The sequence below is a fragment of the uncultured Collinsella sp. genome (genome assembly GCF_959026545.1).
In the GTDB taxonomy this organism is placed as follows: Bacteria; Actinomycetota; Coriobacteriia; order Coriobacteriales; family Coriobacteriaceae; genus Collinsella.
In genome coordinates this window covers 1-20322 of sequence record NZ_CAUFLV010000016.1, presented here as the reverse complement: position 1 = coordinate 20322, position 20322 = coordinate 1, and the positions used below count along the sequence as shown (strand labels likewise).

Genomic DNA, 20322 nt, shown 5'->3' with positions numbered 1-20322 from the left:
CAGCCTGTTCTCGAGAAAGGATCATCCTATGTCCCAGAAACTTAACGGTCCCGCCGGGCGCATCGCCCGCCTGCGTGCCCTTATGGCAGAGCGCGGCTACGACGCCGTGGTCGTGCGCGACGAGGCAAACCTTCGCTGGCTCACTGGGGCCATGCGGGTCTTCGATTACACCGGCGAATACCCGCACGCCGCCTTTATCACCGCTGATGCCTGCTACCTGCACACGGACTCCCGGTACTTCAACACCTTCGAGGAGAACCTTCCCGAGGGCGTCGAGTGGAAGCTCGACATGGAGGTCATCGACATTCCGCGTTGGGTCGCCGAGCGCGCCCGCGATACCAAGAGCCGTACCGTCGCCGTCGAGGATGACATGCAGATCAACTTCTACCGCGGCATCGAGCGCGGGCTAGAGGATTGCTCCATCTGCGCGAGCCTGCCGCTCATGCACGGAGATCTCCAGCTCATGCGCGCCATCAAGGACGCCGAGGAGATCGAGCTCATGCGCCATGCGCAGTCCATCACCGACGCCGCCTTCGTCCATATGTGCGAGTCCATCCGTCCCGGCTACACGGAAAAGCAGCTCCGCACCGAGCTTGAAACCTTCATGTTCGACAACGGTGCCGATGGCCTGGCCTTTGGCTCCATCGTCGCGAGCGGCCCCAATACCGCCAACCCGCACGCCATCCCCGGTGACCGCGTGGTGGAGAAGGGTGACTTCGTCCTTATGGACTACGGCGCGGGGTACCGCGATTACAAGTCGGACATGACCCGTACGGTCTGCGTGGGCGAGCCCTCCGAGAAGCAACGTGAGATCTACGACATCGTTCGCCGTACGCACGAGGAGTGCGTCGCCGCGATCCGCGCCGGCGTGGACGGTCACGATATCCACCTGCTGTCGCAGAAGATCATCGGCGATGCCGGTTACGGTGAGTACTACGGCCACGGCCTCGGTCATGGCGTGGGCATCGACATCCACGAGCTTCCGGTCTTCGGCCGCAAGAGCAACATCGTGGAGGAGGGCGCCGTCATCACCGTGGAGCCCGGCATCTACCTGCCCGGCGTGGGCGGCGTGCGCCTGGAGGACTACGGCGTCGTGACGAAGGACGGCTACGAGCCCTTCACGACCTCTACGCACGAGCTGGTCGTCATCGACTGTTAAGCGCATTTGAGAGTATACTTTTCAGGTTCGACTCCTCTACAGAAAGGCAAGCCATGGCTTCCATTACCACCGCCGACTTCCGCAACGGCATGGGTCTCAAGATCAAGGACAAGTACTACACCATCGTCGAGTTCCAGCACGTCAAGCCCGGCAAGGGCGGTGCCTTCGTCCGCTACAAGACCAAGGACCTCAAGACCGGCCGCGTGGTCGAGAACACCTGCAACGCCGGTTCCAAGTTCGAGAGCGTGCAGCTCATCACCAACGAGATGCAGTACCTCTACAACGACGGCGACAACTACTACTTCATGGACATGAGCTCCTATGAGCAGATCCCGGTGCCCGCCGACTTTATCGGCGACAACGCCAAGTGGCTGCGCGAGAACGACAACGCCCAGCTCCTCTACGCCGATACCGAGCTGCTCGGCGTGAATCCGCCCATGTTCATCGAGGCCGAGGTCGTCGAGACCGTCCCGGGTGCCAAGGGCAACACCGTCCAAGGTGCCACCAAGCCCGCCACCATCGACACCGGCGCGGTCGTTCAGGTCCCCATGTACCTCAACGAGGGCGAGCGCATCAAGGTCGATACCCGCACCGGCGAGTTCGTCCAGCGCCTCTAATCGCATCCTCGCGCATCACGCATTCACGTAAGGAGTGACCATGTCGCAAGAGATCACCATCGCAGGAATCGGCATCGCGCCTGAGGTCCTGGCCGCCATCGTCTCCCGTTCCGTCGAGCAGGTCGAAGGCGTCGCGTCTGTGGGCGTCAAGGACCTCGCCACCAATCTCGTTTCCATGTTCTCCGCCAAGTCCACGCAGGTGGGTGAGGACGTCGAGGCCGAGGTCATTGACGACAAGCTCCGTCTCACCGTGCACCTCACGGTCTTCTTCGGCTATCCGTTCAAGAAGCTCGCCGAGGTCGTGCGCGAGGCCGTGGTCAACGCCATCGATGCCCAGGTGGGCGTCGAGGTCGAGAGCGTGAACATCTGCATCGACAGCCTCGTTTTCCCCAAGGAGTAGCGCGTGGCATCCCTTAAGGTCAACCGCGGGCGTACGCTCGCCCGTAGCCAGGCCCTTCAGATCTTGTTCCAGGCGGAGGTCCGCGGCGAGTCCGTGGCCGACGTTCTTGCCGGCGATTTCACGCTTTCCAAGGGCCCGCTGGCAGATTACGCGGTAGAGATCGCGCGCGGCGTGGACGCCAATCGCGAGCGCATCGATTCCGCGCTGCGCGCCGTCTCCGCCAATTGGAGCCTCGAGCGCATGCCCGGTGCCGACCGCAACTTGCTGCGCGCCGCCGTGTACGAGCTGTACTTCCAGGTGGCCGATACCCTCGATGCCGCCGTCGTCATCAATGAGGCCGTCGAGGTCGCCAAGGCCTACGGCACCGACGACTCCGCTGGCTTTGTGAACGGCGTGCTCGGCCGCATCGTCCGTGAGCGCCATCTGCCGAGCCTCCAGCACGTTGCGTGCACCGTCACGGCAGATGACTGCGAGGCTGCCTGCATTTCCGCCCTGTGGTTCGAGATCGATCCCAAGCGGCTCGAGGCGGAACGCGAAGCCGCCCGCGCCGCCGAGGAGGCCCGCGCGCGCTTCGAGGCAGCCGAGTATGGCTTTGAGACCGAGGACCTCGACGATATGTTCCTCGACCCGTTCGATTCCTCCGACGGGGAGTAGGACATGGCCGAGGGCACTTTCGACGACATCACGGAGCGTCTGGACCAGATCATCGCTCAAGTTCGTTCCAAGGACACCTCGCTCGAGCGCAGCCTCGATTTGTTCGATGAGGCGATTGAGCTTGGCTCGCGCGCCGTGGATATGGTCGACTCGTTCGAGCTGTCGCCTCGCGAGGTCGACATGCTCGATGAGCGGGAGTCGCGTGACGGCTCCGAGGACTCGGCAGATTCGGCGGTCAAGGACGCGCGTACACCCGAAGCAACCGCGTCTTCGGATGGGCCCTCCGGCGCGGATTCGAGCGCCGAGGACGCGTAAGAAGGGCACATCGTGGCACGTGTTCGTCTAGATGATGAATTGATTTCCCAGGGCATCTGCGAGAACCGCGCAGATGCCCTGCGCACGTTGATGGCGGGTCTCGTCTCTTCGGGTGGCGAGCGCCTGAGCTCTCCCGGGATGATGGTCAAGCCCGGCACGCCCTTGCATGTCAAGGGGCGCATTCCCTATGTGGGCCGCGGGGGCCTCAAGCTGGCCGGTGCCCTCGACGCGTTCGAGGTCGACCCCTCGGGCCTGTCCTGCCTCGATGTGGGATGTTCGACGGGTGGTTTTACCGACTGCCTGCTTAAGCGCGGCGCTGCGCACGTGGTCTCCGTCGATGTGGGCCGTGCCCAGTTCGACTGGTCCTTGCGCAACGACGCCCGCGTGACCCTGCTCGAGCGCACGAACATCGTCGATGTACCCGCGCTCGGTCATGCGGGGGCCTTCGACCTAGCCGTGTGCGATGTCTCCTTCACCAGCATTCGCACCATTTTGCCTGCGGTGCTCGAGCTTATCTCGGCCGACGGCGCCTTCCTCACGCTCGTCAAGCCGCAGTTCGAGGCGGCGCCAGACGAGGTGGGGGAAGGCGGTATCGTGCGCGACCCCACGGTGCACGCGCGCGTGTTGGAGCAAACGGTGCGCCTTTTCGCCCAAAGCGGCCTCGCCCCGCTCGACGTGTGCGCCTCGCCCATCAAGGGGGCGAAGGGCAATCGTGAGTTCTTCCTGCTGGGCGCTCGGGGCGCCCGCGACGTCCAAGGTCTGTGTTCCAACGCACGCGCCCTCGATGAGCGCATCGCGTTGCTCGTGAGTAAGGCGGCCTCGCTATGATGGTCTTTCTCGTCCCCAATTACTACAAGCAGGAGGCCGTTGAGAGCGGCCTTGCCTTGGAGCTCTGGCTCACGCGTCAGGGCTTCGAGGTCGAGTGGGCCCCCGACCAGCGCTCCGGCATCGAGTCGACGCCCGACCTTGACGACTGTGGGCTCGTGATCTCACTCGGCGGTGACGGTACGCTGCTGCGCGCCGCACGCATCGTGGGATACCGCGAGATCCCCATTCTCGGCCTTTCCTATGGCCATTTGGGCTTTCTTACGGCGGCCAGGCCCGAGGATCGCAACGTCCTCACCGTAGTGGGTGATGCCCTTGCAGGTGAGCTGCACGTGAGTCGTCGCGCAACGCTCGCCTGCGATATCGTGAGCGTTGATGAGTTCGGCGAGGAGCGCTCCTACACGAGCTTCGCCCTGAACGACTTGGCCCTTACGCGTGGCCCGCTGTCCGATATGGTTGAATTCGATATCACGGTCTCGGGCCATCATATCGACCGTCTACGTGGCGACGGCGTGGTGGTGTCCACGGCAACTGGGTCGACGGGCTATGCACTTTCCGCGGGAGGCCCCATCGTCAGCCCCGATTACGCGGGTATGGTCTGCGTGCCTATCGCGGCGCACACTATTCAGGCGCGCGCCTTCCTCACCTCGCCCTCCGATGTGATCGAACTCAAGATGTCCAAGGACCGCCCCTCGGTGCCCGCCATCGCCGTCGACGGCCAGTTCCTCACCTGCGAGGGCGAGGTCGACCGTGTGGAGGTTCGTCGGGGTGACGCCGATGTTCTGCTGCTCGATTATGGTCCGCAGAGCTTTTACCGCTCGGTGAGCCGTGTGTTCTACGGAGTGCGTCATGATCGATGAGATCCATGTCGAAAATGTGGCCTTGATCCGCGAGGCGGACCTCGTACCGGGCGCGGGCCTCACCGTGCTCACGGGCGAGACCGGAGCGGGAAAAACCGCGTTGCTCTCCGCACTCAAGTTGCTCATGGGGGAGCGTGCCGACTCCTCCGCGGTTCGAGAGGGGAGCGAAGGCGCGCTGGTGGAGGGCCGTCTGTTTGCGGGCCCACATGACGAGGAGGGCTTCGTGGTGACGCGCCGCCTGGGTGCCGACGGTCGCTCTCGCGCGCGCATCGACGGCGGCTTGGCCAGCGTGCGTGAGCTTTCCGAGCGCGTGAGCCCTCTGATTGACCTTTGCGGCCAGCACGAGCATCAACGCCTGCTCGATCCAGCCTCCCATGTGGGCATGGTAGACGCATGGGCGGGCACCGGCGTTGCCGACGCGCTCAAGGCGTATCGCGAAGCGCTTGCGCGCGCCGCCGAGGCGGCTCGTGAGCTTGCCCGTGTGGAAGAGGCAAGCCGCACGCAGGGAAGTCGACTTGAGGAAGCCCGTTTTGCCCTTGAGCGTATTGACGAAGTCGACCCCAAGCCCGGTGAGTACGAGGAGCTTGAGGAGCGTCTGCCCCGAGCGGAGCATGCCGAGGCGCTTGCGAGCTGCGCCAACGACGCCTCTGAGGCCCTCTCGGGCGAAGGGGGAACACTTGATGCCCTCAACTCCGCCATTGCCGGCCTTTCGCGTATGGGTTCAGTCGATGCCAAGCTCGCTGATTTTGCCGAGGAGCTCACGAGTGCCGCGATTATCATCGAGGACGCCGCCTCCGACCTACGGCGCTATCGTGACTCCGTAGATTACGACCCCGCCGAGCTCGCGGCGGCACAGGAGCGTTTCTCGGCCTTCAAGGGACTGCTGCGCCAATGGGGTCCGCGCATGGAGGACGTGTTCGCGCGTCGTGCCGAGGCTGCCGAGCTGCTGAGCCTCGTCGATGACGCCGAGGCCCGCGTCCGTCGTGCCCGCGAGGCGCTTGAGGCTGCCGAGGCCGTTCTCGATGAGGCGGCCCGCGCGCTTACCAAGCGCCGTAATGCCGCGGCTCCGCGGTTTTGCCGCGAGGTGGGCAAGCAGATGGCACGACTGGAGATGGGGCGTGCCGAGTTGGTGTGGGAGAGCCGCGAGCTCCCGCGCGAACGCTGGACCGCCCAGGGGCCCTGCGCTTGCGAGCTGCTGTACCGCAGTGGCGCCGGCCTTACGCCGCGTCCCCTGCGCCGTATCGCGAGTGGCGGCGAGCTCTCGCGCGTGATGCTCGCCGCAAAAGTGGTGCTTGGTGAAGCCGACGCCGTCGATACGCTCGTATTCGACGAGGTCGACGCCGGCGTTGGCGGTGCCACGGCGCGTTCGCTCGCCCAGGTGCTCGCCGACCTTGCCCGCACGCACCAGGTGATCGTGGTTACGCACCTCGCGCAAGTCGCGGTGCAGGGCTCCGTCCACTACGTGGTCCGTCGCGATGATTCCGAGGACGTCCCCGAGACGCGTCTGCTGCGCGTTGAGGGTCCCGAGCGGATCGCCGAAGTCGCCCGCCTCCTTTCGGGCGACGCCACCGAGGAATCTCTCGCCCACGCCAAGCAAATGCTCGCTGAGGCAGGACAACTGTAGACGCTCGCCCATCGAGAGCATATAAGATTCGGCGCTCGGTCAAGTCCTGCTCGCGACGAGGCCCCACAGGCGCCTTCCGCTCGTGCGGAATCTACGTCGAACCTTATATGTTCTCGCTGGGCTACGTTGAGCTTACGTTTACGGGCGACTTTCAGGCGGAATCTCGTTCTGAATGCGCGGCCGTCGAGCCTTGGGGCTGGGTCGGGTGCGTGTTTGCCGTAGATTCCGCACGCAAAGAAGAGCCCAGTGGGCTCTTCGTCTTGCGCAGGACTTGACCGAGCGGCAAACACGCACCCGACCCAGCCAATTTCAGGTAAGATGGTCTGCATGAATACTTTTGACACTTCCCACATCCGCAACTTCTCGATCGTTGCGCACATCGACCACGGCAAGTCGACGATCTCCGACCGCATCCTCGAGCTCACCCGCACGGTGGAGGAGCGCGACATGGAGTCGCAGCTGCTCGACACCATGGACATCGAGCGCGAGCGCGGTATCACCATCAAGTCGAATGCCGTCCGTGTGATGTACGACGCCGATGACGGCGAGACCTACCAGTTCAACCTCATCGACACGCCCGGTCACGTCGACTTCACCTATGAGGTCTCCCGCAGCCTCGCGGCATGCGAGGGCGCCGTTCTCGTGGTCGACGCCACCCAGGGCGTCGAGGCACAGACGGTCTCCAATGCGAGCCTCGCGATGAACGTCGACCTCGACATCGTACCGGCCATCAACAAGATTGACCTGCCCTCCGCGCATCCCGAGGAGGTCAAGGTCGAGATCGAGGACGAGCTTGCCATCCCCGCCGACGACGCCGTGTGCGTCTCTGGAAAGACGGGCGAGGGCATCCACGACCTGCTCGAGGCTATCGTCTTTCTCGTGAGCCCGCCCACGGGCAGCGCGGACAAGCCACTCAAGGCCCTCATCCTCGACTCGTACTTCGACGAATACCGCGGCGTGGTCGCCACGGTTCGCATTTTCGACGGACACGTCAAGAAGGGTGACCACCTGCTCATGATGCAGGGCGGCGAGGAGTTCCTCGTAGACGGCGTGGGTGTGCGCCGTCCGGCTGAGTTCGCCGTCGATGCGCTCGGCGTAGGCGAAGTCGGCTTTGTGGTCACGGGTCTTAAGGATCCCGAGGCCGTGCACGTGGGCGACACCCTCACCCTTGTGAATAACCCCTGCGACGCGCCGCTTGCCGGCTATCGCGAGGCCAAGCCCATGGTCTACACGGGCCTGTTCCCCATCGACAACAAGGACTACGAGAACCTGCGTGACGCGCTTGAGAAGCTGCACGTCAACGATCCGTCACTCATCTGGGAGCCCGAGACCTCGGCGGCGCTCGGCTTCGGCTTCCGCGTGGGCTTCCTCGGCCTGCTGCACATGGAGGTTGTGAAGGAGCGCTTGGAGCGCGAGTTCGACCTGGCGCTCATCGCCACGAGCCCCTCCGTGGACTACCACGTCTACAAGACCGACGGCGAGATGCTCGAGGTCCGCAGCCCGCAGGACCTGCCCGACGTCACGCGCATCGACCACATCGAGGAGCCCTACCTCAAGGCCAAGATCATCACTCCGCCCGAGTACACCGGCGCGGTCATGCAGCTCGCCATCGAACACCGTGGCATCACCACCGACATGATCCACCTGTCGCAGAAGTCCGTGGAGATGCACTTCGATATCCCGCTCGCCGAGCTCATCCTCGACTTCTTCGACCAGCTCAAGAGCCGTACCAAGGGCTACGCCTCGCTCGACTACGAGTTCTCCGACTATCGCGTGAGCGAACTCGTCAAACTCGACATCCTGCTGTCCGGCGACGAGGTGGACGCCCTGTCGTTCATCGTCCACAAGGACAAAGCCTACGGTTTGGCGCGAGGGCTTTGCGACAAGCTCAAGGAGATCATCCCCCGGCAGCTGTTCGAGGTGCCCATCCAGGGCGCCATTGGCAACAAGATCATCGCCCGCTCCACCGTCAAGGCGCGCCGCAAGGACGTGCTCGCCAAGTGCTACGGCGGCGACATCTCGCGCAAGCGCAAGCTGCTCGAGAAGCAAAAAGAGGGCAAGAAGCGCATGAAGGCTATCGGCAGCGTGGAAGTGCCGCAGGAGGCGTTCCTCGCCATCTTGAAGGTCGAAGACTAATCGCCGGCTTTCCCAGGCACCCCACCTTCGGGTTCAATCGTCGGGCGCCGCACGTCAGGCGTGCGCCCTCCTCTTTCACCCGAATCTGGGGCACCTGAGAAACCCAGATCGAGTTGATAGGCTTATCGTCGATTTGAGGGGTTTACTTGATCGACCTACGTGAACAATTCAAGCGTCAGCCGTTTTTGATGGCGCCCATGGCGGGCGTCACGGACGCGGCGTACCGTATTATGTGCCGCCGTCGCGGAGCCGAGATGGCGTACACCGAGATGGTGAGCGTTGCGGGTCTTTCGTACAAAAGCGCCAAAACGTGGGTGCTCGTGGAGCCAGAGCCCGAGGAGCCGCAGATCTGCGTGCAGCTGTTCGGCACCAAGCCGGAGCAGTTCGCCTTCGCCGTCGACGCCGTGCAGGAGCGAGTGGGGGAGAAGCTCAGTCTCATCGACATCAACATGGCGTGCCCGGCGCGCAAGGTCATCACCAAGGGCGAGGGATCCGCGCTCATGAAGGAGCCCGAGCTTGCCGCGTCGCTGGTGGAGGCGTGCGTGCGCGAGGCGCGCGTGCCCGTCACCGTCAAGATCCGCCGCGGTTTCGCGGCGGGGGAGAACACGGCCGCCGAGTTTGCAGCGCGCATGGAGCAGGCGGGCGCCGCGGCGGTGGCGGTTCACGGGCGCACCGCCAATCAGCTCTACACTGGCGAGGCCGATTGGTCCACCATCGACGAGGTCGCCGCGCGCGTGGACGTACCGGTGATCGGCTCCGGCGATGTGTTTTCGGCCGAGGATGCGGCGCGCATGCTCAACGACACTGCCGCAGACGCAGTGTTCATCGCGCGCGGTATATACGGAAACCCTTGGATCTTCGGCGACGCCCGTGCGTTCGCGCTCGATGGCGTTCCCGTGCCGGAGCGCATCGCGCTCGAGCGCATTGACGCCCTGCGTGAGCACCTCACGCTGTTGCACGCCACGCAGCCCTACATGGCGCGCGCCCGTGCCTTTGCGGGTTGGTACCTCAAGGGGCTGCCGCACGCCGCCGCTTGGCGCGGCAAGGTCGTGCGGTGCACCAGCTACGAAGAGTTCATGTCGATGCTCGACGAGGTCGAGGCTGACGTCGTCGCCTTCGAGGCTGCCCCCGCCGACGCCGCTTGCGGGGCAGATGTCGTTTTCGGTGCAGGAGCCGCCCCCGCCGCCCCAAGCGTCTTCGGGGCATCCGCTCCCGCCGCTCCGGGCGCCTGCAGGTCAGCCGTTCCCGCTGCCGGCGGCGTCGCCGACGCGGGACCGTCGTCGCCGGAGCGCGTGTAGCCATGCGCTTCGAGGCTCTGTACCTGCATATACCCTTCTGCAAATCCAAATGCGCGTACTGCGATTTCGACTCGCGCGCGATGGGCGAGGGGTGCGCGCTGGATGAGGCCGTGGCCACCTACTGCGACGCTCTTGCCGCGCAGATCGACGCCCATGGCAGGGCGGGGGATCTGGCGGAGGTCCAAACGGTGTACATCGGGGGCGGAACGCCCTCGCTGTTGGGGGTCCGCCTGGTTGAACTCGTCCGGCGTGTACTCGGCTACTGTGATCCGGTCGAGTTCACCTGCGAGGCGAATCCCGAGTCGTTTACGGCCGAGCTTGCGCGCTCGTTGCGCGCCGCGGGCGTGACAAGGGTTTCCCTTGGCGTGCAGTCTTTGCAGGCGGATGAGCTCCGCGCAATTGGCCGCATTCATACGGCTGAACAGGCTGTGAAGGCTGTTGCCTTGGCACGGCAGGAGGGATTTTCCACCTCCTGCGACCTGATGTGTGGGTTGCCCGGTCAGACGCTCGACGCATGGAGGGACACGCTTAAGAGGGTCCTCTTGGCGGATCCCGACCATGTTTCGGTGTATCCGTTGCAGCTTGAGGAAGGCACGCCTCTGGAGCGTCTCGAGTCGGCGGGGAAAATCGAGGTGCCCGATGAGGATTTCCAGGCCCAATGCATGGACATCGCGGCGGAGCTTTTGCATGCGCATAGTTACGAGCGCTACGAGGTGGCGAGCTATGCCAAGCCCGGGCACCGCTGCCAGCACAACATCGCCTACTGGACCGGCGTGCCTTATTTGGGTATCGGCCGCTCCGCCGCAAGCATGTGCGCTGCAACGGGCGACGTCAGCTTGTTGCTGGAAAACACGTTCGACGGAACGCCAGATAGTGAGTCTGACGGCACGTCCGATGGCGCTGCCGGCAGATCGTCTGCCAATTCGTCCACGGCCCGCATTCGCTTCACGCAGCTCGACGACGCGGGTGAGGAATTCGACCACGAGTTCCTTACGCCCCGCGAAGCTATGGCCGAGGACCTCATGCTCGCGTGCCGTATGACCGACGGTATCGGCCCGGAGCTACTCGCGCGTGCGATACGGGTCATTCCGGCGGACGAGCTCTCCGCTGCCTGTGATCGCGCTGTTGAGTGGAACCTCGCCGCGTGGGACAACGGTGCCCTCAAGCCCACGCACCTCGGATGGCTCGATGGCAACAAGCTCTTCGGCATCTTCTGGGATTTGGCGGCTGATGCGTAACGCTGTGTGCACGGCCTGAACGCGCGCCGAGTGCCGGGCCCCCGCATCTCAGCCCTCGGCCGCCGTTCTTCGCCCTCGCAATGTGAGAAATCCACGGTTTGAAATAAGCCCATTCATTCAAACCGTTGATAAATCACATTACCACCTACTTTTTTGTGAGAAATCAGGTGTTTGAAACGGCCGGCTTGTTTCAAACCCCTGATTTCTCACATCGCCAATGCCAAGCGTCGTCGTTGCCCCGGTGCCTTTCGTCGCCGTTACGGGCAGCCCTCGTCGCCATTGCGGGCACGCTTCTCCGCTAGCGACACCGCCTTTTGCGAGGGACATCTTTTCGCCAACGCTTGCATCTTCCCACGTTATGCGCCATGCTGTCCAAAACGCTTGAGAGGAGGGGCATCATGCCCGGTAAACGCGAAGACGTGATCAGCTGGGACGAGTTCTTCATGCGTGCGGCCGTCGCCGCGAGCCTGCGCAGTAAGGATCCCAACACGCAGGTCGGCGCCTGTATTGCCGACACCAACCACCGCATCCTCTCGGTGGGCTACAATGGCACGCCCTCCGCCCTCAACGACGACGATTTCCCCTGGGGCACAGCGGACGACCCCCTGCATGACAAGCACAATTACGTGATTCATGCCGAGGCCAACGCGATCCTCAACTACCGTGGCTCCCTCAAGGACATGGCAGATGCCACCGTCTACGTCACGCTCTTCCCGTGTCACGAGTGCGCCAAGACCCTCGTGCAGGCGGGCATCGGCGAGGTCGTCTACCTCGACGACAAGTACTGCGGCACCGAGGACAACCTCATTTCCAAGAACATCCTCGACCGCTGCGGCATTGCCTATCGCCAGGTCCAGTTGAGCGATCAGCCTGCTGAATAGGCTCTTGGGCAGGTGACTACACTGCCGCTAGGCACGGGTTCCGGTCGAGCGACCGATTGCATCGCCGCTTGTAAAAGCGGTGGACACGTTTTGTACGTGGATGTGTAAAACGCACCCGCCCCGCTTATCGCACGCGGGGTCGGGATATAATGTCTCCCACTGAATGTAACCCATGAACAGGGGAGTCTTTGCCATATGGCAGGAATGAACGATAAAGACTACTACGCCATTCTGGGCGTTGATAAAGACGCCTCCGCTAAGGACATCCAAAAGGCCTTCCAGCAAAAGGCCCGCAAGCTCCATCCCGATGTGAACAAGGAGCCCGATGCCGAGGAGCGCTTCAAGGAGGTCTCCGAGGCATACGCCGTTCTCTCCGATGAACAAAAGCGCGCCCGCTACGACGCCATGCGCTCGGGCAGCCCCTTTGCCTCGGCCGGCTCGCCGTCCGCGGGGGGCTACCCCGGAGGGTACCCCGGCGGATACCAGGGCGGCTACACCGGCTTTGGCGGTTTTGGCTTCCCGTTCGGCGGCATGGGCGGTTTTGGCACGCAGCGCCGCCGCGGCGCGTCCGCCTATAACCCTTCTACCGGTGCCGACGTTATCGTCGAGGTCAAGCTCTCGCGCGACCAGGCAAAGGACGGTGCCAAGGTGGCCGTCAAGTATCCGCGCTATGAGCCCTGCGACAATTGCCACGGCTCGGGCTCCGTGGCATCCGAGCATCACCGCGCCTGTCCCACCTGCGGAGGCACCGGCGCCATTGCCGTCGATTTGGGCATGTTCGGCATGGGTCAGGCCCGCATGGTCTGCCCCGAGTGCGGCGGTTCCGGCAAAGTCGTGGCCGACCCCTGCCCCGTGTGCGGGGGAGAGGGCCGTACGCGCGTTCAAGCCGAGGCCGTGGTCGAGTTCCCGGCGGGCACGCATGACGGCGACGTCGTTCGCATAAAGGCCCGCGGCAACGCTGGAACCAACGGTGGGGAGACGGGCGACCTTGTGGGCCGCGCCCATGTGGCTGCCGAGCGCCTCGAGGGTCGCGCGCAGAGCGGCTTTTACATGCTCGGCCTGGTCTTGCCGTTCCTGGTGCTTTCGGCGTTTTCCGGCACGTTTTCCATGTTCCTCATGCTGTGCCTGATACCGCTCGTCATGGGCATCTTCATGATCGTCTCCGATGACGTGTTGCATCGCAGCGGGCTGTGGTGGAAGCGAGGTTTGCAGGTGCTTGCGAACGGCGCGGCCAACGGGCTGGTGTTCGCCATGATTGCCGTTTGGTTTTCCAGCTGCACGCAGGCGGTGCTCCTCGCGCCGTATCGGTTCATGTAGGCAGGGTTAAAGTCCGAGCGGAACGTCCGCACATGGCACGCGCTGTTCGCTTCTCCCGTCTTGCGGAGCGGGGTGTGTCGATGCCTTGGGGTGTCTGTGCATCGCGCGTGTGGATGGGCGGAACTATGGGTAAAACGAAAGACGCCCGCGGCGTGCGCGCGGCGGGCGCATAAGGTTGATCATTCATTGGGGGAGGGTCCACAAGGTGGCGGACAAAAGGGATTACTACAAGGTGCTGGGCGTCGAGCGCGATGCCACGGCCGACCAGATCAAGCGCGCGTTCCGAAAGAAGGCGGTCAAGCTTCATCCCGACCACAACGACGCCCCCGACGCCAACGAGCAGTTCGCCGAGCTGAACGAGGCATACTCGGTGCTTTCCGATGACCAGAAGCGCGCCATGTACGATCGCTACGGCACCGTCGACGGCATGCCCGGCGGGTCCGGCTACGTCGACTTCTCCGACATCTTCGGCGGCATGGGCGTCGATGATATCTTCTCGTCGATTTTCGGCGGAGGAGGATCGGGCGGCGGCAGTCCGCGCGACCGTGCTCGCCGCAGGGCCGGGCGCGATATGGCCATCTCGCTCACCGTCTCGCTCGAAGAGGCGGCGATCGGCTGCAAGAAGACCATCTCGTTCGATCGCTTGGCGCCGTGCGGGCATTGTCACGGTTCAGGTCGTGGAGAGGGTGGCCAGGAGAAGACCTGTCCGCGCTGCAACGGCTCCGGCTATGTGACCACCGTCCAGCGCTCCATCTTCGGCCAGATGCAGTCGAGCGCCCCGTGTCCGGATTGCGGTGGCGAGGGCACCATCGTCGACAAGCCGTGTGAGCACTGCCACGGCGAGGGTCGTTCTCGTACGCACGAGCGCCTGGATGTCGAGGTCCCGGCCGGTGTTGCGACGGGCCGCCAGCTGAGGTTGCGTGGCTATGGCGAGGCCGGCTACCGAGGTGCCGCATCCGGCGACCTCATCGTGACCATCCAGGTCGAGGACAACGAGCGCTTTGAGCGCCATGGTGACGACCTCCTCTCTGAGGTTCACATCGGCATCGCCGAGGCAGCACTCGGCTGCCTGGTTGAGGTCAAGGGCATCATGCCCGACGAGGAATTCGATCTTGAGGTCCCCGCCGGCACGCAGTACGGCTCCCTCATCACCGTCGACGGGCATGGCATGCCGCGCTTGGGCGGCGGCGGTTCGCGCGGTCGCTTCGTGGCTCGCATCGTCATCGACGTCCCCACGCACCTCTCCGCCGACGCGCGCGAGGCACTCGAGCGCTATGCCGCGGCTTCGGGTGAGCATGCCGCCGGCACCGCCAAGAAGCGCACGGTGGGCGATCGCATCCGTGACGCCATCGACGATATCCTCGACTAGAACGGACCCGTATGACGCGCCCCTTCGCCAGCGTGGTTAACCTGGGATGCCGGGTAAACCGCGTCGAATCCGACCGCATCACCTCCGACCTTGCCTCTGCGGGCTTCGCGCTCGTGGACCAGCAAGATGCGGACCTCATCGTCATCAACACCTGTGCCGTCACCGGTGAGGCCGAGTCAAAGACCCGTAAGGCAGTGCGGCATGCACTCGGTCTGCCCAACGAGCCCATCGTTATCGTGACTGGCTGCGTGGTCAACCTTCATCCCGGTGAGCTTACGGAGCTGTCGCCGCGCGTAATCGCCGAACCCTCCAAGATCGACGTCGCCCGCACGGCCGCTCGAGCCGCAGGGCTCTCCTTGCGTACCGACGCGTCGGCAGGCGAACACCACGACCTAGGTGACCTTCTGGGCCGCTCGCGCCTGGGCATCAAGGTCCAGGACGGCTGCAACAACCGTTGCTCCTACTGTATCGTGTGGAAGGCACGTGGTCCCGAGCGCTCTGTTCCCGTCGAGGCGGTCCTGCGCCAAGTGCGCGAAGCCGAACGCGCCGACATTCCCGAGGTCGTGCTCACGGGTGTCAACCTGGGGGCATATGATGGCGCGGATGCCGAGGACTCTCATGTGGAGATCGACGAGCTGCTGCGCATCATCCTGCACGAGACGGACATCCCCCAGGTTCGCCTGTCCTCGCTCGAGCCCATGGACGTCGACGAGCGCCTTATAGACGCCATGGTGGCCGGCGGCGAGCGTGTCGCCCCGTTTTTGCATCTACCGCTCCAGTCTGGTTGCACCGCTACCCTGGAGCGCATGAATCGCCCCTACACGGCAGAGCAATACGAGGCTACAGTCGCCATGATCCGCGGCAAACTGCCCGCCGCCTCTATTTCCTGTGACATCATCGCGGGCTTCCCTGGGGAGACCGAGGAAGAGTTTGCTCAGAGCCGCGCCCTGTGCGAGCGCGTGGGCTTTAGCCGCATGCACGTATTCCGCTATAGCGCGCGACCCGGTACCCCCGCCGCGGAGGCGCCCGATCAGGTGGCGCCCGAGGTCATGGCGGCCCGCGCCTCTGAGCTTCGTGCGGTTGCCGAGCGGTGCGCTCAGGCGGATGCGGCCTTACGCGTGGGCACGTGCGAGAACGCCGTCTTGGAGTATGGTAACCGCGGTACCCTGGGCAGCTTCCATCGCGTGATCGTGGACGATGTGCCCCTCGACCGCGCCGGCTCCCTTGTTCGCGTGCGGGTCGACGCCATGGATGATCGCGGTATCCTCCATGCCCATGTCCTGCGCGGGAACGACGACCAGTCGGTAGCCCCCAACGCCTCTGATGGGTCTGCCGAAGGGGAGGGGCGGCGATGAGTGGCTCCGCTACCAGTACGGCGAAAGTGCGGCTTTCCATCCCCGAGGGGGTTGACCCCACGCGCGTGACCGGCCCGGCCGACGCGCTTCTGCGCGCCGCCGAGCGCCGGTGCGAGGCCAGCGTCACCGTGCGGGGGAACGCCGTCTCGCTGAGTGGCGCACCCGGCGAGGTTGACCTGCTCACGCGCCTGTTCACCCACATCATGCAAGTTGCCACTACCGGCGTTGCCCTCACGGCGGACGATGTGGATCGCGCCATCGACGGCCTGCGCGCCGAGGACGTGCGCTCCTCCGGCCCGCGCGATGACGTGCTGCTCAGCTACCGCGGCAAGGTCATTCGGCCCAAGACCCCTGGCCAGCAACGCTATATCGACGCCATTCGCGAGCACACCGTCACCTTTTGCACGGGTCCCGCGGGCACGGGCAAGACGTATCTTGCCATGGCCATGGCGGTGGCAGCTCTGCAGCGCCGCGACGTGGGGCGCATCGTACTCACGCGCCCGGTGGTCGAGGCGGGGGAGAGTCTGGGCTTTTTGCCCGGCACCCTGGAGGAGAAGGTCGATCCTTACGTTCGCCCCCTCTATGACGCGCTCTTCGATATGATGGACGCCGAGCGCGCACATGAGCTCGTAGAACGCGGCGTGGTCGAGATCGCGCCGCTCGCCTACATGCGCGGCCGCACCCTGAACGACGCGTTCGTGATCTTGGACGAGGCGCAAAACACCACGCCTGAGCAGATGAAGATGTTCCTCACGCGTCTGGGCTTTAACTCGACCTTCGTTATCACCGGCGATGCCACGCAGCGCGACCTACCTGGCAAGCGCGGCGGTCTCACCGATGCCCAGGAGATCCTGTGCAGCGTGGAGGGCATCGCGTTCGTGGAGCTCGCCCGCGCCGATGTGGTGCGTCATCGGCTTGTTGGTAAGATTGTGGAAGCGTACGAGGCGTTTGATGCCGAAGGCGTGCAATCTGGAAAGGAGGGGCGTCATGACCGTTCTCATAAGTAACGATGCCGAGCTGCCCACCCTCATTGCCGAGGAGGAGATTCGTGCCATTGCGGCACATGTCCTCGCCGCAGAAGGAGCGGAACGAGAGGTGGAGATCTCCCTTTCGTTTGTGGACGAGTCGGAGATGCGCGAGCTCAACCACGAGTGGCGTGGCATCGATCGAACCACCGATGTCCTCTCCTTTGAGTGCGACTCAGCTTTTGACGATGAGCTTCCTGCCGATGAACTCATCGAGCTTGGCGATGTCATCCTGGCGCCCGAGGTGATTGAGCGCCAAGCACCCGGGTTTGGCAACACGCCAGCCGACGAGTGCCGCCTCATGCTTGTGCACGGCCTTTTGCACCTGCTGGGCTATGACCATATCGAGGATGATGCGGCTGAGGTTATGGAGGCCCGCGAGGACGCGCTGTTGCGCGAGCTCGCCGTCATGCGGGGAGAGAACCCCGACGACGTCGAGGTCGGTCCCATCACTAACCACGCACACGATTAGGAGGCGCCATGATTCCCGGTTCCAACAAGGACCATCCGTCGTTTTTGCGCTCGTTTGGCTACGCCATTGAGGGCTTCATGACCGCCGTCAAGACAGAGCGCAACATCAAGGTCATGCTCGTGGCGGGTATCCTTACGGTCATCGCCGGTTTAGTGGCCAAGCTTCAGTTGATTAGCTGGGCGCTTATCGCGATCTGCATCGGCCTGGTGATCTTCGCCGAGCTGTGTAACACCGCCATGGAGGCCATCGTGGATCTGGCCACGCAGGAGCTGCACCCGCTTGCCAAGCGCGCCAAGGACATCGCCGCTGCGAGTGTCTACGTGCTGTCCATCACCGCCGCGATCGTGGGCATCCTCGTGTTCGCCCACGCCTTCGGCTTCCTCGGCCCCTGGCACTGACCGTATTTCCAATTGGGGACGTAGTCCCTTTGTAAAACGCAGCCCTGCCAGCCGTTGCACCTTGTAGCTCGCACCGACTGGTGCAGTTGGGGAATGGCGCAGTTGGGGTACGTCCCCAATTGCACCATTCGATCGCTGTGATTGTCCGCACCGTTCAAGTTCCAACGTATCTGTTGAGGAGTACCTATGTCCGATGTTATGACCGATTTCGACCCGTTTGCCGACCTCTCCGACGATGAGCTTGATGCCATGCTCGAGTCCGGTGAGATGCCTGACTTTTCCGGCACTGCTGGACCGGCACCCCTGTGCGCCGATGTGCCCGAGGGTTTCCGTTCCGGCTTCGTTGCCCTGGTGGGCCGTCCAAACGCTGGCAAGTCCACGCTGCTCAACGCCTGCTACGGCGAGAAGGTCGCCATCACCTCACCGGTGGCGCAGACGACCCGCCGCCGCCTGCGTGCGGTGGTGAATCGCGAGGACTGCCAGCTCGTCATTGTGGACACGCCTGGTATCCACAAGCCCAAGGACGGCTTGGGCTCCGAGCTCAACAAGAGCGCCCTGGGAGAGCTTGCGGACGTCGACGTGATCGCGTTCGTGATCGACGCCAGTGCACCCATCGGACGTGGCGACGCATGGGTGGCCGAGCGCGTGGCTGTCGCCAAGGCACCCAAAGTTCTCGTTCTTACCAAGGCCGACCTCGCGAGCCCCGAGCAGATGCTCAAGCAGATCGAAGCCGCGCGCGAGCTCGTGAACTTTGACGACGAGATCGTCGTGTCTTCCACGGAAGGCTTCAACGTGGAGGCGTTCGTGGATGTGGTGGCGCGATTCCTTCCGCAAGGTCCGCGCTGGTTCCCCGAGGGCATGGGCACCGACGAGGCCGACGAGGTGTTGGTTGCCGAGTTCGTGCGCGAGAAGGTGCTGCTGCGCACGCGCGAGGAGATTCCGCATGCCGTCGGCGTGATCTGCGATGAGTTCGAGCGTCCCAAGCGCGATCTACTGCGCCTGCATGCCACCGTTTATGTGGAGCGCGAGGGTCAGAAGGGCATCCTCGTGGGCAAGGGCGGCGAGATGATCAAGCGTATCGGTATCGAGGCGCGCCGTGACTTGGAGCGCATGTTCGGCTGCCGCGTGTACCTGGGGCTGGACGTTAAGGTCAAGCCGCATTGGCGCGAGGACGCCCGCGAGATCCGCCGCTTTGGCTACGCCGCCGATGACGAGTAGCCACGTTTCTCACTCGTACAGACTGACGCCCGTGATCGTCCGGTGCCGGTGCATGTCATCGCTTGCGAGTTCCGCACGAGCAGAAGGCGCCTGTGGCGCCTTCGTCGCGAGCAGGACTGTTCGAGCAGGCGATGACATGCACCGGAACCCTCCACATGCGCTGCGGCTGGTCGTGAGCGGTCATGGCCGGTAGCCGCACGTATCGCACGAAGGCCATCGTGCTCGACAAGACCAAGCTCAAGGAGACGGACCTCATCCTCACGCTCGTCGACCAGACCGGTCGCCAGATCCGTGCGGTCGCCAAGGGCGCGCGCAAGCCGGGGAGCCGCCTGGCCGCGCGCTGTGAGCTGTGCTGCGAGGTCGACCTGCTGTTGGCGCATGGGCGCAGCCTCGACATCGTATCCCAGGCGGAGCTCATCGGCGCACCACTGGGCGCGCAGCCCACCTACGAGCTCCTTGCCGCCGCGAGCGCGGTGGCGGAGGTCGCGGAGCGGTGCACCTATGAGGATGCCGAAGATACGTTCGTGTACCCCATCACGCGCGCGGCGCTGGCGCAGCTGGCCCAGGCAGACCCCGTCCACCAGGACCTCCTGGTAGCTGCGTACGCCTTCAAGCTGTTAAGTCATGTGGGCTACCGACCCGATTATTCGTGCTGCGTCGCGTGCGATGACGAGCACCCCACGTACTTCTCGGCCCAGGCGGGCGGCTTGCTGTGCGCCAGTTGCGCGCAGGGCGTTCCCGGGTGCGAGCGGGTGGATGCCAACATGGCGCAGTGGCTCGAGGGTCTCATTGCCCTGCGTTTCACGGAGCTCGCCGCCTCAAACATCGACCCCCATACCGCGGCGCGGCTCCTCGGCTTGGCCCATATATGGGCCGCCACGCACCTGGATTGCCGCTTAAGGGCGCTCGAATTCTTATTGGGGCGTTAATAAACGGCAGAATCTGACGCATTTCTGTCAGATTTCTGCAGTTGTGTCCCACGTTATGCATTCCAGGAGACAAATCTACCCAGTTTGGTAATATATTCGACTGTTTGATGTGTCTACGTATCGTTGGGGATGGAGAGGTTGCTTAATGACGCTTCTCGAGCTGTTTGAATTATTGAAAGGCTCTGTCACAACAGTTAGTTGATATATATGCACTGAGCTGGGTACAAGGTAA

The 20322-nt window shown here is 63.9% G+C and carries 20 protein-coding genes; all 20 read left to right on the top strand.

Features of this window, described 5'->3' with window-relative positions; genetic code table 11:
- The first annotated feature begins 28 nt into the window (after positions 1 to 28).
- The 20 genes from Q5Q88_RS07575 to recO all read left to right on the top strand — a co-directional run bounded on the left by Q5Q88_RS07575 (position 29) and on the right by recO (position 20090).
- Positions 29 to 1159, top strand: coding sequence for a Xaa-Pro peptidase family protein (locus Q5Q88_RS07575; RefSeq protein WP_302742687.1), 1131 nt, complete (start codon positions 29 to 31; stop codon positions 1157 to 1159).
- Between the two features lie 53 nt (positions 1160 to 1212).
- Positions 1213 to 1776, top strand: a complete 564-nt coding sequence (gene efp / locus Q5Q88_RS07570) for an elongation factor P (RefSeq protein WP_118653661.1) — start codon at positions 1213 to 1215, stop codon at positions 1774 to 1776.
- A 40-nt stretch (positions 1777 to 1816) separates the two neighbouring features.
- Positions 1817 to 2176, top strand: coding sequence for an Asp23/Gls24 family envelope stress response protein (locus tag Q5Q88_RS07565; RefSeq protein ID WP_118653660.1), 360 nt, complete (start codon positions 1817 to 1819; stop codon positions 2174 to 2176).
- Positions 2177 to 2179: 3 nt separating this feature from the next.
- Positions 2180 to 2830 carry a transcription antitermination factor NusB gene (gene nusB / locus Q5Q88_RS07560; protein ID WP_118653659.1) on the top strand — a complete coding sequence of 217 codons (651 nt, stop codon included), beginning with the start codon at positions 2180 to 2182 and terminating at the stop codon, positions 2828 to 2830.
- 3 nt (positions 2831 to 2833) lie between these two features.
- Positions 2834 to 3145: an exodeoxyribonuclease VII small subunit gene (locus tag Q5Q88_RS07555; protein ID WP_118653658.1), complete on the top strand. Its 312-nt coding sequence runs from the start codon at positions 2834 to 2836 to the stop codon at positions 3143 to 3145.
- Positions 3146 to 3157: 12 nt separating this feature from the next.
- Positions 3158 to 3973, top strand: a complete 816-nt coding sequence (locus Q5Q88_RS07550; RefSeq protein WP_302742682.1) for a TlyA family RNA methyltransferase — start codon at positions 3158 to 3160, stop codon at positions 3971 to 3973.
- A complete protein-coding gene (locus Q5Q88_RS07545; RefSeq protein ID WP_302742680.1) occupies positions 3970 to 4830 on the top strand; it encodes an NAD(+)/NADH kinase in 861 nt (286 codons plus the stop codon). The genes Q5Q88_RS07550 and Q5Q88_RS07545 overlap by 4 nt, the downstream gene beginning before the upstream one ends.
- A complete protein-coding gene (gene recN / locus Q5Q88_RS07540; protein WP_302742678.1) occupies positions 4820 to 6454 on the top strand; it encodes a DNA repair protein RecN in 1635 nt (544 codons plus the stop codon). Before Q5Q88_RS07545 ends, recN begins: the two co-directional genes overlap by 11 nt.
- A 327-nt stretch (positions 6455 to 6781) precedes the next feature.
- Positions 6782 to 8590 (top strand): translation elongation factor 4, encoded by a 1809-nt coding sequence (gene lepA / locus Q5Q88_RS07535; RefSeq protein WP_302742676.1) that lies wholly within the window; start codon positions 6782 to 6784, stop codon positions 8588 to 8590.
- 146 nt (positions 8591 to 8736) lie between these two features.
- Complete coding sequence (dusB, locus tag Q5Q88_RS07530; protein ID WP_302742674.1) at positions 8737 to 9888, top strand: tRNA dihydrouridine synthase DusB; 1152 nt, start codon at positions 8737 to 8739, stop codon at positions 9886 to 9888.
- 2 nt (positions 9889 to 9890) lie between these two features.
- A complete protein-coding gene (hemW, locus tag Q5Q88_RS07525; RefSeq protein ID WP_302742672.1) occupies positions 9891 to 11126 on the top strand; it encodes a radical SAM family heme chaperone HemW in 1236 nt (411 codons plus the stop codon).
- A 398-nt stretch (positions 11127 to 11524) separates the two neighbouring features.
- Positions 11525 to 12007, top strand: a complete 483-nt coding sequence (locus Q5Q88_RS07520) for a dCMP deaminase family protein (protein ID WP_118653652.1) — start codon at positions 11525 to 11527, stop codon at positions 12005 to 12007.
- A 195-nt stretch (positions 12008 to 12202) separates the two neighbouring features.
- The gene (locus Q5Q88_RS07515) at positions 12203 to 13324 is read left to right on the top strand and encodes a DnaJ domain-containing protein (protein WP_294123802.1); all 1122 of its coding nucleotides are present in this window, start codon (positions 12203 to 12205) and stop codon (positions 13322 to 13324) included.
- Positions 13325 to 13529: 205 nt separating this feature from the next.
- Positions 13530 to 14693 (top strand): molecular chaperone DnaJ, encoded by a 1164-nt coding sequence (dnaJ, locus tag Q5Q88_RS07510; RefSeq protein ID WP_302742669.1) that lies wholly within the window; start codon positions 13530 to 13532, stop codon positions 14691 to 14693.
- An 11-nt stretch (positions 14694 to 14704) separates the two neighbouring features.
- The gene (locus Q5Q88_RS07505) at positions 14705 to 16048 is read left to right on the top strand and encodes a MiaB/RimO family radical SAM methylthiotransferase (RefSeq protein WP_118653649.1); all 1344 of its coding nucleotides are present in this window, start codon (positions 14705 to 14707) and stop codon (positions 16046 to 16048) included.
- Complete coding sequence (locus Q5Q88_RS07500) at positions 16045 to 17055, top strand: PhoH family protein (protein WP_294123806.1); 1011 nt, start codon at positions 16045 to 16047, stop codon at positions 17053 to 17055. The genes Q5Q88_RS07505 and Q5Q88_RS07500 overlap by 4 nt, the downstream gene beginning before the upstream one ends.
- Entirely contained in the window at positions 17036 to 17545 is a 510-nt protein-coding gene (gene ybeY / locus Q5Q88_RS07495) for an rRNA maturation RNase YbeY (RefSeq protein ID WP_302742665.1), read from the top strand. The genes Q5Q88_RS07500 and ybeY overlap by 20 nt, the downstream gene beginning before the upstream one ends.
- An 8-nt stretch (positions 17546 to 17553) precedes the next feature.
- On the top strand, positions 17554 to 17943 hold the full coding sequence (locus Q5Q88_RS07490) for a diacylglycerol kinase family protein (RefSeq protein WP_118653646.1): 390 nt from the start codon (positions 17554 to 17556) through the stop codon (positions 17941 to 17943).
- A gap of 186 nt (positions 17944 to 18129) precedes the next feature.
- The gene (era, locus tag Q5Q88_RS07485; RefSeq protein WP_294123811.1) at positions 18130 to 19161 is read left to right on the top strand and encodes a GTPase Era; all 1032 of its coding nucleotides are present in this window, start codon (positions 18130 to 18132) and stop codon (positions 19159 to 19161) included.
- A 182-nt stretch (positions 19162 to 19343) separates the two neighbouring features.
- Complete coding sequence (gene recO, locus Q5Q88_RS07480) at positions 19344 to 20090, top strand: DNA repair protein RecO (RefSeq protein ID WP_302742661.1); 747 nt, start codon at positions 19344 to 19346, stop codon at positions 20088 to 20090.
- Positions 20091 to 20322: the final 232 nt, after the last annotated feature.

What these genes read in the sequence shown, in the direction of transcription:
- recO (WP_302742661.1), top strand. Translation starts at nt 19,344, where the DNA reads ATGGCCGGTAGCCGCACGTATCGCACGAAGGCCATCGTGCTCGACAAG.
- Q5Q88_RS07545 (WP_302742680.1), top strand. Translation starts at nt 3,970, where the DNA reads ATGATGGTCTTTCTCGTCCCCAATTACTACAAGCAGGAGGCCGTTGAG.
- Q5Q88_RS07515 (WP_294123802.1), top strand. Translation starts at nt 12,203, where the DNA reads ATGGCAGGAATGAACGATAAAGACTACTACGCCATTCTGGGCGTTGAT.
- ybeY (WP_302742665.1), top strand. Translation starts at nt 17,036, where the DNA reads ATGACCGTTCTCATAAGTAACGATGCCGAGCTGCCCACCCTCATTGCC.
- Q5Q88_RS07575 (WP_302742687.1), top strand. Translation starts at nt 29, where the DNA reads ATGTCCCAGAAACTTAACGGTCCCGCCGGGCGCATCGCCCGCCTGCGT.
- Q5Q88_RS07490 (WP_118653646.1), top strand. Translation starts at nt 17,554, where the DNA reads ATGATTCCCGGTTCCAACAAGGACCATCCGTCGTTTTTGCGCTCGTTT.
- hemW (WP_302742672.1), top strand. Translation starts at nt 9,891, where the DNA reads ATGCGCTTCGAGGCTCTGTACCTGCATATACCCTTCTGCAAATCCAAA.
- Q5Q88_RS07505 (WP_118653649.1), top strand. Translation starts at nt 14,705, where the DNA reads ATGACGCGCCCCTTCGCCAGCGTGGTTAACCTGGGATGCCGGGTAAAC.
- efp (WP_118653661.1), top strand. Translation starts at nt 1,213, where the DNA reads ATGGCTTCCATTACCACCGCCGACTTCCGCAACGGCATGGGTCTCAAG.
- lepA (WP_302742676.1), top strand. Translation starts at nt 6,782, where the DNA reads ATGAATACTTTTGACACTTCCCACATCCGCAACTTCTCGATCGTTGCG.
- Q5Q88_RS07565 (WP_118653660.1), top strand. Translation starts at nt 1,817, where the DNA reads ATGTCGCAAGAGATCACCATCGCAGGAATCGGCATCGCGCCTGAGGTC.
- Q5Q88_RS07500 (WP_294123806.1), top strand. Translation starts at nt 16,045, where the DNA reads ATGAGTGGCTCCGCTACCAGTACGGCGAAAGTGCGGCTTTCCATCCCC.
- recN (WP_302742678.1), top strand. Translation starts at nt 4,820, where the DNA reads ATGATCGATGAGATCCATGTCGAAAATGTGGCCTTGATCCGCGAGGCG.
- era (WP_294123811.1), top strand. Translation starts at nt 18,130, where the DNA reads ATGTCCGATGTTATGACCGATTTCGACCCGTTTGCCGACCTCTCCGAC.
- Q5Q88_RS07520 (WP_118653652.1), top strand. Translation starts at nt 11,525, where the DNA reads ATGCCCGGTAAACGCGAAGACGTGATCAGCTGGGACGAGTTCTTCATG.
- Q5Q88_RS07555 (WP_118653658.1), top strand. Translation starts at nt 2,834, where the DNA reads ATGGCCGAGGGCACTTTCGACGACATCACGGAGCGTCTGGACCAGATC.